Origin of the sequence: Klebsiella sp. CN_Kp097 (assembly GCF_040064495.1) — a bacterium.
GTDB classification, from domain to species: Bacteria; Pseudomonadota; Gammaproteobacteria; order Enterobacterales; family Enterobacteriaceae; genus Klebsiella; species Klebsiella aerogenes.
This window is the reverse complement of the sequence record NZ_JBEAIL010000006.1, coordinates 261,612-274,838: the sequence shown is the minus strand read 5'-3', so window position 1 is coordinate 274,838 and position 13,227 is coordinate 261,612. Positions and strand designations below refer to the sequence as shown.

At 58.2% G+C, this 13,227-nt stretch carries 8 protein-coding genes; all 8 read right to left on the bottom strand.

Features of this window, described 5'->3' with window-relative positions; all coding sequences use genetic code 11:
* Window positions 1-60: 60 nt before the first annotated feature.
* On the bottom strand, window positions 61-2,508 hold the full coding sequence (gene glgP / locus ABLV07_RS09815; protein ID WP_015369347.1) for a glycogen phosphorylase: 2,448 nt from the start codon (window positions 2,506-2,508) through the stop codon (window positions 61-63).
* Window positions 2,509-2,525: 17 nt separating this feature from the next.
* Complete coding sequence (glgA, locus tag ABLV07_RS09810; RefSeq protein WP_015369346.1) at window positions 2,526-3,959, bottom strand: glycogen synthase GlgA; 1,434 nt, start codon at window positions 3,957-3,959, stop codon at window positions 2,526-2,528.
* The gene (gene glgC / locus ABLV07_RS09805) at window positions 3,959-5,254 is read right to left on the bottom strand and encodes a glucose-1-phosphate adenylyltransferase (protein ID WP_015703688.1); all 1,296 of its coding nucleotides are present in this window, start codon (window positions 5,252-5,254) and stop codon (window positions 3,959-3,961) included. The genes glgA and glgC overlap by 1 nt, the downstream gene beginning before the upstream one ends.
* Window positions 5,255-5,322: 68 nt before the next feature.
* Window positions 5,323-7,299: a glycogen debranching protein GlgX gene (gene glgX, locus ABLV07_RS09800; RefSeq protein WP_015369344.1), complete on the bottom strand. Its 1,977-nt coding sequence runs from the start codon at window positions 7,297-7,299 to the stop codon at window positions 5,323-5,325.
* Complete coding sequence (glgB, locus tag ABLV07_RS09795; RefSeq protein WP_213197596.1) at window positions 7,299-9,482, bottom strand: 1,4-alpha-glucan branching enzyme; 2,184 nt, start codon at window positions 9,480-9,482, stop codon at window positions 7,299-7,301. Before glgB ends, glgX begins: the two co-directional genes overlap by 1 nt.
* A gap of 237 nt (window positions 9,483-9,719) precedes the next feature.
* Window positions 9,720-10,826: an aspartate-semialdehyde dehydrogenase gene (gene asd, locus ABLV07_RS09790; RefSeq protein WP_020077776.1), complete on the bottom strand. Its 1,107-nt coding sequence runs from the start codon at window positions 10,824-10,826 to the stop codon at window positions 9,720-9,722.
* Window positions 10,827-11,299: 473 nt separating this feature from the next.
* On the bottom strand, window positions 11,300-12,640 hold the full coding sequence (gene gntU, locus ABLV07_RS09785; protein ID WP_015369340.1) for a gluconate transporter: 1,341 nt from the start codon (window positions 12,638-12,640) through the stop codon (window positions 11,300-11,302).
* Window positions 12,640-13,170: a gluconokinase gene (gntK, locus tag ABLV07_RS09780; protein ID WP_015369339.1), complete on the bottom strand. Its 531-nt coding sequence runs from the start codon at window positions 13,168-13,170 to the stop codon at window positions 12,640-12,642. Before gntK ends, gntU begins: the two co-directional genes overlap by 1 nt.
* Between the last annotated feature and the right edge of the window lie 57 nt (window positions 13,171-13,227).

Here is a 13,227-nt window from a genome sequence, read left to right as displayed (position 1 = left end):
TACATCACCGCACACACAAAAACGGGGCCAACTGGCCCCGTTTTACTGATGCTTAACCGATTACAAACGAACCGGGTCGATATGCCAGATATGTTTGGCGTACTCCTGGATCGTGCGGTCGGATGAGAAATAGCCCATATTGGCGATGTTCATCATCGCTTTATTGGCCCACTCCTCCGGATGGCGGTACAGTTCGTCCACCTTATCCTGGCAATCAACGTAGCTGCGGTAGTCCGCCAGTACCTGATAGTGGTCGCCAAAGTTGATCAGCGAATCCAGCAGGTCGCGGTAGCGGCCAGGCTCCGAAGGACTGAACAGGCCGGTGCCAATCTGCGTCAACGCCTGATGCAGCTCCTCATCCTGCTCATAATAGTCGCGCGGTTTATAGCCGTTGCTGCGCAGGGCTTCTACCTGTTCCGCGGTATTACCGAAGATAAAGATATTGTCCTCGCCGACGTGCTCCAGCATTTCAACGTTAGCGCCATCCAGCGTACCAATGGTTAGCGCGCCGTTGAGCGCAAACTTCATATTGCTGGTACCGGACGCTTCCGTTCCCGCCAACGAAATCTGCTCGGAGAGATCCGCCGCCGGGATAATCAGCTGCGCCAGGCTCACGCTGTAGTTGGGGATAAACACCACTTTTAGCTTATCGCCAATCTGCGGATCGTTGTTTACCACCGCCGCTACATCGTTGATCAGATGAATAATATGCTTCGCCATGTAGTAAGCCGACGCGGCCTTGCCGGCGAAGATATTCACCCGCGGCACCCACTCCGCCTGCGGATCGGCTTTGATCCGATTGTAGCGGGTGATGACGTGCAGGATATTCATCAGCTGGCGTTTATATTCGTGGATGCGTTTGATCTGCACATCAAACAGCGCCTTAGGATTGACCACCACGTTCAACTGCTGGGCGATATAGTTCGCCAGCCGCTGCTTATTCTCAAGCTTGGCGCGGCGCACCGCCTGGTTCACCGTCGGATAATCAATATGCTGCTGCAGATCGCTTAGTTGGCTTAAGTCGGTGCGCCAGGTGTGGCCGATATTCTCATCCAGCACCTGCGACAGCGGCGGGTTCGCCAACGCCAGCCAGCGTCGCGGCGTGACGCCGTTGGTGACGTTGGTAAAGCGCATCGGGAAAATCTTCGCAAACTCGGCAAACAGCGACTCGACCATTAAGCGAGAATGCAGCTCTGACACGCCGTTGACTTTATGGCTGACGACAACCGCCAGCCACGCCATGCGCACCCGGCGACCATTGGATTCATCAATGATCGAGGTACGGCTCAGCAGAGCAGTATCGTTGGGATACTGCTCCTGCAGCGTCTTGAGGAAGTAATCGTTAATCTCGAAGATAATCTGCAGATGGCGCGGCAGGATTTTCCCCAGCATATCGACCGGCCAGGTCTCCAGCGCTTCGCTCATCAACGTATGGTTGGTATAGGAGAAGACCTGACAGGTCACCTCGAAGGCTTCATCCCAGCTAAATTTGTGCTCATCGATCAGCAGACGCATCAGCTCAGGAATCGACAGCACCGGGTGGGTGTCATTGAGGTGAATGGCGATTTTCGCCGCCAGATTGTCGTAGGTGCGGTGCAGCTGATAGTGGCGGCTGAGGATATCCTGTACCGTCGCCGAGACCAGGAAATACTCCTGACGCAGGCGCAGCTCGCGCCCGGAATAGGTGGAGTCATCCGGGTACAGCACCCGCGAAACGTTCTCGGAGTGGTTCTTATCTTCCACCGCCGCAAAGTAGTCGCCCTGGTTGAATTTACCGAGGTTGATTTCGCTACTGGCCTGCGCGCTCCACAGACGCAGGGTGTTGGTGGCATCGGTATCGAAACCGGGGATAATCTGATCGTAGGCTTCAGCGATAATCTCTTCGGTCTCTATCCAGCGGGTATTTTTCCCTTCCTGCTGCACGCGGCCGCCGAAACGCACTTTATAGCGCGTATTGTGGCGTTCGAACTCCCACGGGTTGCCGTACTCCAGCCAGTAATCCGGCGACTCTTTCTGCCGCCCGTCGACGATGTTCTGCTTGAACATCCCATAGTCGTAGCGGATACCGTAGCCGCGGCCCGGCAGGCCCAGCGTTGCCAGAGAATCGAGGAAGCAGGCGGCCAGGCGCCCTAAACCGCCGTTGCCTAAACCGGGGTCGTTTTCTTCATCAATAAGCTCTTCCAGATCGAGCCCCATATCGGCCAGCGCATTATTCACATCTTCATAAATCCCTAACGACAGCAGCGCGTTAGAGAGGGTGCGGCCAATCAAAAACTCCATCGACAGATAGTAAACCTGCCGCACTTCCTGCGACAGCTGGGCGCGGTTTGAACGCAGCCAGCGCTCGACCATGCGGTCGCGAACGGCGAACAGGGTGGCGTTCAGCCATTCGTGTTTGTTGGCGATCGCCGGATCTTTGCCGATGATAAACATCAGCTTATACGCGATAGAATGCTTTAACGCCTCAACGCTCAGCGTGGGTGATGCATAACTAAAGGGTGCATTCATAGCCATAGCTCCTGTGGTTACATCAAGCGTTGATAGAGTTCACGATAGGATTTCGCCGCCACCTGCCAGCTAAAGTCCATATTCATCGCCTGACGCTGAACGTAGCGCCACAGCGATGGCCGCGACCACAACACAAAGGTGCGCCGGATGGCCCGCAGCAACGACACCGCGTTACTGTCCTCAAAGACAAAGCCGCTGGCGACGCCGTCGGCGAGGTTTTCCAGCGAACAGTCGGCCACGGTATCGGCGAGACCGCCGGTGCGGCGCACCAGCGGCAGGGTGCCGTATTTCAGGCCATACAGCTGAGTCAGGCCGCACGGTTCAAAGCGGCTGGGAACCAGAATCACATCGGCGCCGCCCATGATGCGGTGCGAAAACGCCTCGTGATAGCCAATCTGCACGCCGACCTGGCCCGGATGTTCGGCGGCGGCGGCGAGGAAGCCCTCCTGCAGGACCGGATCGCCGGCGCCCAGCAGCGCCAGTTGCCCGCCCTGCTCCAGCAGGCCCGGCAGCGCCTCCAGCACCAGATCCAGCCCTTTTTGGCTGGTCAGGCGGCTCACCACGGCGAACAGCGGCGCTTTGTCATCCACCTTCAGCCCCATGGCGATTTGCAGCTGCCGTTTATTCTCGGCTTTCTCTTCCAGGCTATCGCGGTCATAGCGCGCCGCCAGCAGCAGATCGCTTTGCGGATTCCAGATAGCATCATCGACACCGTTAAGGATGCCGGACAAGCGGCCCTCGTGTTGGCGCTGGCGCAGCAGCCCTTCCATGCCGTAGGCATATTGCGGTTCGGTGATTTCCCGCGCGTAGGTTGGACTCACCGCCGTGATATGGTCGGCATAGTACAGCCCGGCTTTGAGGAACGAGATCTGACCGTTAAATTCGAGGCCGTGCATGTTATAGAACGACCACGGCAGCTCTATCTCATTCATATGCCAGGAGTAAAACATTCCCTGGTAGGCGAGATTGTGCACCGTAAACACCGATTTCGCCGGACGGCCGCGCGCCGCCAGATAGGCCGGCGTCAGGCCCGCGTGCCAGTCATGGGCGTGCACCACCTCCGGGCGCCAGAATGGATCCAGCCCGCAGGCCATTTCGCTCCCCACCCAGCCGAGCAGCGCAAAGCGCAGCACGTTGTCGGTATAGGCGTTCATGTTGGCGTCGTGATACGGGCTCCCCGGACGATCGTAGAGATGCGGCGCGTCGATCAGATAGATACCGACGCCGTTAAAATGGCCGAACAGCAGGGTGATGCGCCCGGCAAAGGTATCCCGGCGGGTGACGACCTGCGCGTCGGTAATCCCGCGGCGGATATCCGGATACCCCGGCAGCAGCACGCGGGTATCCACGCCGTCTGCGATCTGCGCCGCAGGCAGCGCGCCGATAACGTCAGCCAGACCGCCGGTTTTTAACAACGGGAACATCTCTGAACATACGTGTAAAACCTGCATTATCGCTCCTGTTTGTGCCCCAGTTTCCGCAGCATGTCGCGCGTAACCAGCACGATCCCTTCTTCTGAACGATAGAAGCGGCTGGCATCTTCTTCCGCATTCTCCCCAATGACCATCCCTTCCGGGATGACGCAGGCGCGATCTATCACGCAGCGGCGCAGGCGGCACGAGCGCCCGACCCAGACATCCGGCAATAAGACTGCCGAATCAATGTTACAAAACGAATTCACCCGCACTCGCGGGAACAGCACCGACTGCACCACCACCGAGCCCGAGATAATGCAACCGCCGGAAACCAGCGAGTTCAGCGTCATGCCGTGACTGCCGGAGCGGTCCTGGACGAACTTCGCCGGCGGCAGCGATTCCATATGGGTACGGATAGGCCAGTGCTGGTCGTACATATCCAGCTCCGGCGTCACCGAGGCCAGATCGAGGTTGGCCTTCCAGTAGGCTTCCAGTGTCCCGACATCGCGCCAGTACGGCTCGGCTTGCGGGTCGGATTGCACGCAGGAGAGCGGGAAAGGATGTGCATAAGCCATGCCAGCTTCGGTAATTTTCGGGATGATATCTTTGCCGAAGTCGTGGCTGGAGTTTTCGTCGAGATCGTCGGCGGCCAGCAGTTCATAAAGGTAATCCGCATCAAAGACATAGATGCCCATACTGGCAAGCGAGCGGGTAGCGTCGTTCGGCATCGCCGGCGGGTTGGCCGGTTTCTCGACGAACTCGATGATCTTCTCGCTTTCGTCGACCGCCATCACGCCAAAGGCGGATGCTTCTTCGATGGGCACCGGCATACAGGCGACAGTGCAGCGCGCGCCTTTTTCGACATGGTCGATCAGCATGCGCGAGTAATCTTGTTTGTAGATGTGGTCGCCGGCGAGGATCACCACATATTCGGCTTTATAGCGACGAATAATGTCGAGGTTCTGCGTCACCGCATCGGCCGTACCGCGATACCAGTTTTCACCATGTACCCGCTGCTGCGCCGGCAGCAGATCGACGAACTCATTCATCTCTTCGCTGAAGAAAGACCAGCCGCGCTGGATATGCTGCACCAAAGTATGTGATTGATACTGGGTAATCACGCCGATGCGGCGAATACCTGAGTTAAGACAGTTAGATAACGCGAAGTCGATAATACGGAACTTACCGCCAAAGTGGACGGCAGGCTTCGCGCGCTTAATGGTTAAATCCTTAAGCCGGGTACCACGCCCGCCAGCAAGGATCAGCGCCACCGATTTGAGAGGAAGTTGACGCGCCAGCATCAACGGATCGTTCTTTTCTAGCCCAACCATGATTAACTCCTTTTGATTCCCCTGCTTCACGGCCCATTCATCATGAACGCGCCGAAAACCCCCAGGGACTACGACCTTTGAAATACGCAAACTCCGTGCGCGGGCCCATGCCAGACAGCCATGATGACCGGATTATCCTCTCCGGCGAATGGAGGAACGGCGCGCCACTCCCCCGCGGGTAAAACCATATCCGCCACCTCCGCGGTGGCATTCAGCGCGATCAACCAGCGATCGGATAACAGGATTTGCAGCCGCGCGGCGCCATGTTGCCACTCGTCGGCGTTTAACGGTTCTCCGCGCTGATTGAGCCAGCTCACGTTGCCGTCCTGCTCCTGCCACCACTGATTACGGGTTAATGCCGGAATGCGCCGACGCAGGTGGATAAGCGCGGCGACAAAAGCGGTTAACCCGTGATTTGCCCGCCGCCAGTCCAGCCAGGTCAAGGCATTGTCCTGACAGTACGCATTATTGTTGCCGTGCTGGCTATGGCCATGCTCATCGCCCGCCAGCAGCATCGGCGTTCCTTGCGACAGCAGCAGCGTGGTCAGGAGCGCATGTACGCTATCGCGCCGCCGCTCAATCACGGCAAGATTGGCTTCTAATCCCTCTATACCATGATTATTGCTGTAGTTATTGTTAGTCCCATCGCGATTCTCTTCGCCGTTCGCCTGATTGTGTTTCTGATTGAAACAGACGCAATCACGTAGGGTGAATCCATCATGCGCCGTGATCAGATTGATCGTCGCCGCAGGCCGTTTGCCATCGCGGGCAAAGAGATCGCTGGAGGCGGCGAAGCGCTGGGCGAAGTCACCCAACGACACGTTTTGTTGCAACCAGAAACGGCGCGCGGTATCGCGAAAATGGTCGTTCCATTCGGCAAACAGCGGCGGGAAGTTCCCCACCTGATAACCGCCCTGGCCAATATCCCAGGGTTCGGCAATCAGCTTGAGCGCCGACAATACCGGGTCGCGGCGAATGGCCTCAAACAGCGGCGCGTCCTGACGAAATTCCGGCGTACGCCCCATCACCGACGCCAGGTCGAAGCGAAAACCGTCGACGTGGCATTCATCAACCCAAAAGCGCAGGCACTGCAGGGCATACTCCACCACGCCGGGATGACTGAGGTTGAGCGTGTTACCGCAGCCGGTCCAGTTGTGATAATCGCCGTCGTCCCTGATCCAATAATAGCTGCGGTTATCGATACCGCGCAGGGAGACTGTCGGCCCTTCAAGATCGATTTCCGCACTATGGTTCAGCACGATATCGAGGATCACCTCGATGCCCGCCGCGTGCAGCGCCTTCACCGCATCGCGGAACTCATCGAGCGCCCGCTGCGGCTGGCTGGCGTAGCGCGGCTCCAGCGCAAACAGCGCCAGCGGGTTGTAGCCCCAGTAGTTGCTCAGCCCCATCCGCTGCAGGCGAGGTTCGCTGGCGAACTGCGCCACCGGCATCAGCTCCAGCGCGGTAATACCCAGACGGCGAAAATAATCGATCATCAGCGGGTGGCCCAGCGCCTGATAGGTGCCGCGGATCGCCTCCGGCAGCTCCGGATGCAGCCAGGTCAACCCTTTGACGTGGGCTTCATAAATGACCGTTTCGCCCCAAGGCGTGCGCGGCGGTTTATCACCGAGCCAGTCGTAATGCAGATCGACCACCTGGGATTTTGGCGCAATGGCTGCGCTGTCGCGGGCATCCGGTTCATGCATACCGCCATGCAGACGCTCGTCGTCCAGCAGTTCACCCGCCACCTGATGCGCGCAAGGGTCGAGCAGCAGCTTGGCCGGATTGAAGCGATGCCCCTGCGCCGGATCCCACGGCCCGTGCACCCGATAACCGTAGCGTAGCCCCGGACGCGCATCGGCCAGCCAGCCGTGCCAGATGTCGCCGCTGCGCGCCGGGAGGTCGTAGCGCCGCTCGTTGCCCTGCTGGTCGAACACGCAGAGCTCCACCCGCTCGGCGTGGGCGGAAAACAGGGTGAAGTTCACCCCTTTGCCGTCATAGCTGGCGCCCAAAGGCGTCGGTTTTCCCGCGGCAAGCGTCGTCATCAGGCCTCCCGTACCAGCCAGATGGTCGCCAGCGGCGGCAGGGTAATCGACAACGAATGCTGACGGCCATGGCTGGCGACGGGCTCGCTCTCAACCACGCCGCCATTTCCGGCGTTACTGCCGTGATAATGCATCGAGTCGGTGTTCAATTCTTCGCGCCAGCGTCCCGGCTGGTTGATGCCGAAACGGTAGTTGTGCCGCGGCACCGGGGTAAAGTTGCTGGCGACGATAATCTCATTGCCGGCTTTATCGCGGCGCACAAAGATAAATACCGAACGTTCATGATCGTCGACCACCAGCCATTCGAAGCCGTAGGGATCGAAATCAAGCTCGTGCAGCGCTTTATGGTGACGGTAGGTGTGGTTCAGGTCGCGCACCAGTCGCTGGACGCCGTGGTGCCAGTTGTCGCCGCCCTCCAGCAGATGCCAGTCGAGACTGGCGTCGTGGTTCCACTCGCGGCCCTGGGCGAATTCATTGCCCATAAACAGCAGCTTTTTGCCCGGAAAGGCGAACAGCCAGCCGTAGTAGGCGCGCAGGTTGGCAAAGCGCTGCCATGCGTCGCCCGGCATGCGGTCGAGAATCGATTTTTTGCCGTGCACCACTTCATCGTGGGAGAGCGGCAGCACGAAGTTCTCGGTGTAGTTGTAGAGCATGCCGAAGGTCATTTTGTCGTGATGGTAGCGACGATGGACAGGATCGAGCTTCATATAGTCCAGCGTGTCGTGCATCCAGCCGAGATTCCATTTGAACCAGAAGCCGAGGCCGCCGTCGGCGGGCGGGCGCGTCACGCCGGCAAAATCGGTGGACTCTTCCGCCATCGTTACCGCCCCTGGCGTCTGCTCGCCGAGGATACGGTTGGTGTTACGCAGAAACTCGATTGCTTCAAGATTTTCCCGCCCACCGTATTCGTTGGGGATCCACTCACCCGCTTTACGGCTATAGTCGCGGTAGATCATCGACGCCACCGCGTCGACGCGCAGCGCGTCAATGCCGAAGCGCTCGATCCAGTACAGCGCGTTACCCACCAGGTAATTGCTGACTTCGCGGCGGCCGTAGTTATAGATAAGGGTATTCCAGTCCTGGTGATAACCTTCGCGCGGATCGCTGTGTTCATACAGCGAGGTGCCGTCAAATGAGGCCAGCGCAAAATCATCCGCCGGAAAATGACCCGGAACCCAATCGAGGATCACGTTAAGGCCTGCGGCGTGGGCGGCATCGATGAAATAGCGGAAATCTTCACGGGTGCCGAAGCGGCGTGTCGGCGCGTAGAGGCCGGTCGGCTGGTAGCCCCAGCTGCCGTCGAACGGGTGTTCGTTCACCGGCAGCAGTTCAAGATGGGTGAAGCCCATCCATTTTGCGTAAGGCACCAGTTGGTCCGCCAGTTCGCGGTAGCTAAGCCAGAAGTTATTGTCGGTATGGCGGCGCCAGGAACCGAGGTGCACTTCATAAATAGAGATCGGCGCATCAAACTGGTTCGCGGCTTTGCGCGCCGCCGGCTGTTCGACTTTCGGCGGCAAATCGCAGATAAGCGACGCGCTTTCCGGGCGCATCTGCGACTCAAAGGCGTAAGGATCGGCTTTGACGCGTAGATTGCCGTGGGCATCGATCAGCTCGAATTTATACAGTTGGCCATTAAGCGCGCCGGGGATGAAGAGTTCCCAGATACCGGACTCTTTACGCAGGCGCATCGGATGACGTCGGCCATCCCAATAGTTAAATTGCCCCACCACCGAGACCCGGCGGGCGTTAGGCGCCCAGACCGAAAAGCGCGTACCGGTGACGCCATCCATGGTGTCGGCGTGCGCGCCCAGGGTTTCGTAAGGGCGCAGGTGCGTCCCCTCGGACAACAGCCAGACGTCAACATCCTGCAGCAGCGGGCCGAAACGGTAAGGGTCGTCAATCAGGTTTTGCTGTCCGTGCCAGGTGACGGCCAGCTGGTAGCGAAAAGCGTTTTTACGCCGCGGCAGCAGGCCGCTAAAGAAACCGCGCGAGTCGAGGCATTCGAGTTTGCCGACTTTACGCCCGGTTTTCGGTTCAATAACCCACACTTCGGTGGCATCTGGTAATAATGCGCGAACTTCCAGCCCCGCCTCGGTGCGGTGCATGCCAAGCACGGAAAAGGGATCCGCGAAATGACCTGCAATAAGCGCATTAATCACGTCTCTATCGATTCGATTCGACATGCTTTCATCCTGTTGTAAGTGTCGCCCTTTCCTGTAACCGGCGACTTTTTTGACCTGAACGGCGCAGCACCAACGTGCATCCTCCTGCTCCGTCCCACCTTCAGGTAAGGAACTCCTTACTTAAAGCATAGCCAAGGCTGCGTTACCTCCGTGGGGAAAAATCCAACATCCGCGTTTACTCCTTGTATTACGCAAAAAAAAGGGGTGTATCCACACCCCTTATCGTTTGTCCTGCGTTTACGCCAGCTGTTGTAGCATGCGGCGCAACGGTTCGGCGGCGCCCCACAGCAGCTGGTCGCCGACGGTAAAGGCCGACAGATACTCAGGACCCATGTTCAGTTTACGCAGGCGCCCTACCGGGGTGGTCAGGGTGCCGGTCACCGCGGCTGGGGTCAGCTCGCGCATGGTGATGTCGCGATCGTTTGGCACCACTTTGGCCCACGGGTTATGCGCGGCCAGCAGTTCCTCAACGGTCGGGATAGAAACATCTTTCTTCAGCTTGATGGTAAACGCCTGGCTGTGGCAGCGCAGCGCGCCGACGCGCACACACAGACCATCGACCGGGATCGGCGACGCGGTGGCGAGAATTTTGTTCGTCTCCGCCTGGCCTTTCCATTCTTCGCGGCTCTGGCCGTTATCAAGCTGTTTGTCGATCCATGGGATCAGGCTGCCCGCCAGCGGCACGCCAAAGTTATCGACCGGCAGGTCGCCGCTGCGGGTCAGCGACGTCACTTTGCGCTCGATATCGAGAATCGCGGAAGCCGGGTTCGCCAGCTCGCTTGCCACGTGGCCATGCAGTTGGCCCATCTGGCTCAGCAGTTCGCGCATATGACGCGCGCCGCCGCCGGAAGCCGCCTGGTAAGTCGCCACGCTGACCCACTCCACCAGGTCATGGGCAAACAGGCCGCCGAGGGACATCAGCATCAGGCTCACCGTACAGTTGCCGCCGACAAAGGTTTTGATGCCGTTATTCAGGCCAGCGGTAATCACATCCTGGTTAACCGGGTCGAGAATAATGATCGCATCGTCTTTCATGCGCAACGAAGACGCCGCGTCAATCCAGTACCCCTGCCAGCCGCTTTCGCGCAGCTTCGGGTAAATCTCGTTGGTGTAATCGCCGCCCTGGCAGGTAACAATAATGTCCAGCGCCTTCAGCGCTTCCAGATCGAATGCATCCTGAAGCGTCCCCCCGGTACTGCCGCCGAATGACGGCGCGGGCTGACCCAGCTGAGAGGTGGAGAAGAAAACAGGGCGAATGGCGTCGAAATCACGCTCTTCCACCATGCGTTGCATGAGAACAGAGCCGACCATTCCACGCCAACCGATAAAACCAACATTTTTCATAACGTATTCCTGCGAGGTGTGTGCTGTTAGTGCCAGGCCAGTTTCCAACTGGGATGTCCTTCACATTACAAAATGCAGCTAAAGTCGCAAGTGAAATTAATCAATGATTGCGCGCCAATCAGAAAAGCAACTTATCCCACACTCCGCCCACCGTCGCTGGTAGTCATAAAAAGCGTAAAGATTATCGGGCAAATAACCCGCGTAATGGAATATTTTCCGTCGCTATTTTATTGATCCTGATTATGGATTCAGCACGAAAAATATCGCTTTCACGCTTGCGAAAAAAAACGGATGAAGCCTTGTGTCGCAAGGCCTGACGAGCGATACGATCATTGTCGTAGCGCTGATATTCACGGCAGAAGGAAGTGGAAAAGAGGGGAAAAAAGCGTGTTACCGAAGAGAATTCAGGATAAGCGGCATTACCCTGATTTTTCCCCGGATACCGTGGTGGTGTCCGGGGAAATTATTTTTGCTTAGCTCAGCAGCTGGAAGGCAATCATCCCGACGATGGCGCCGGTGGTGCCAAGGATGGTTTCCATCATCGTCCAGGTTTTCAGCGTCTGCGCTTCGCTGGCGCCGGTAAACTTACCGAACAGCCAGAAGCCGGCATCGTTCACGTGGCTCACTACAATCGAACCACCTGCGATACAGATGGAGAGAGCCGCCATTTGCGCGCCGCTGTAGTTCAGTTGCTCAATGACCGGCATCACCAGGCCGACCGCCGTCAGACACGCCACGGTCGCGGAGCCCTGAATAATACGTACGGCAGCCGCCAGCACGAAGCAGGTAATCGCAATCGGCAGACCCAGACCAGTCAGCGCTTCGCCGAGCGCCGGGCCGACGCCGGAGTCAACCAGTACCTGCTTGAAGACGCCGCCTGCGCCAATCACCAGCAGAATAATACCCGCCGGCTGCAGCGCCGCGCCGCAGATCTCCATCACGCGATCTTTCGCCATCCCCTGACGTACCGCCAGGCCGTAAATCGCTACCAGGCAGGCAACCAGAATCGCGGTGAATGGGTGGCCGATAAACTCGAACCATTCATAGGCGGTGGATCCCACCGGCACAAAGCGCGCGGCGATGGTTTTCAGGCCGACCAGCACCAGCGGCAGCAGGATCAGCGAGAGGCTAAAGCCGAAGGACGGCATTTTACCTTCGCCGAGATGCGGTTCGCTGATATCGTCAGGAATGTGCAGCTCAACATAGCGGCTGATGAAGTTACCCCACAGCGGGCCGGCGATAATCATCCCCGGAATAGCGGCGCAGAGACCAATCAGGATCATCCAGCCGAAATCGGCGTGCATCTGCGAAGCCAGCAGCATCGGCGCGGGCCCCGGCAGCAGGAATGCCGCGGCGGCGGCTACGCCTGCGAACAGCGGGATCACCAGCTTCACGAGGTTAGTGCCGGTATGGCGCGCCATGGAGAACGCGACGCTAATCAGCAGCACGATCGCCACTTCGAAGAACAGCGGCAGCGCGCAGATAAGGCCGGCCAGGCCAATCGCATAGTGCGCGCGGTTGTGGCCGAAGGACTTCAGCATTTTTACCGCAATTTGGTCGACCGCGCCGGTTTCATGCAAAATTTTACCGAACATCGCGCCCAGCGCGACGACTATCGCCAGGAAGCCCAGCGTGCCGCCCATCCCTTTTTCCATCGTCGCCGCGATTTTATCCAGCGGCATACCGGAAAAGAGACCTGCGCCAATAGAAACCACCATTAAAGCCACGAAGGCGTGCATACGCGCCTTCATGACTAAAAACAGCAGCAGCAATACCGAGCCGACTGCTGTTAAAACAAGCGTTAAAGTACTCACTAGTTACTGCCTTTGTTAATCACCTCAATGGTGCTGGCGACCACGCCTTCCAGTGACTGGTCGATATCGACGATAAGCACATCGCTTTCGTCAGCGCCTGGTTCCTGCAGTGTTTCAAACTGCGTCACCAACATTTGGGTTTTGAAGAAGTGCCCTTTACGCGCCTTCAGACGGCTTTCAATCACGTCGAAGTCGCCTTTCAGGTAGATAAAGGAGAGGTTCGGATTGCCCTTGCGCAGAATGTCGCGGTAGCTTTTTTTCAGCGCTGAGCAGACGATCAGCGAAACTTTGTTGGTGCGCTGCATGGCAAATGCCGCGTCATTCAACGCCTGCAGCCACGGGGTGCGATCATCGTCGTTCAGCGGCTCGCCGGAAGCCATCTTGGTGATGTTGCTGCGCGGATGCAGAAAATCGCCATCGAGAAACGCGGCTTTCAGTTGATGCGCCACTTCGCTGGCGACGGCGGATTTACCACTGCCGGAAACGCCCATCAGGACATAGACGTGGTGATCATGGTTAGTCGTGCTCAAAGCGTCCTCCCACTGGACTGGTACGCCGCGCCGGGGCTGACTGATACAGCGCGAAAG

Bases quoted from the DNA above. Each gene is read 5' to 3' on its own strand.
- glgP (WP_015369347.1), bottom strand. From the start codon at position 2,508: ATGAATGCACCCTTTAGTTATGCATCACCCACGCTGAGCGTTGAGGCG.
- glgA (WP_015369346.1), bottom strand. From the start codon at position 3,959: ATGCAGGTTTTACACGTATGTTCAGAGATGTTCCCGTTGTTAAAAACC.
- glgC (WP_015703688.1), bottom strand. From the start codon at position 5,254: ATGGTTGGGCTAGAAAAGAACGATCCGTTGATGCTGGCGCGTCAACTT.
- glgX (WP_015369344.1), bottom strand. From the start codon at position 7,299: ATGACGACGCTTGCCGCGGGAAAACCGACGCCTTTGGGCGCCAGCTAT.
- glgB (WP_213197596.1), bottom strand. From the start codon at position 9,482: ATGTCGAATCGAATCGATAGAGACGTGATTAATGCGCTTATTGCAGGT.
- asd (WP_020077776.1), bottom strand. From the start codon at position 10,826: ATGAAAAATGTTGGTTTTATCGGTTGGCGTGGAATGGTCGGCTCTGTT.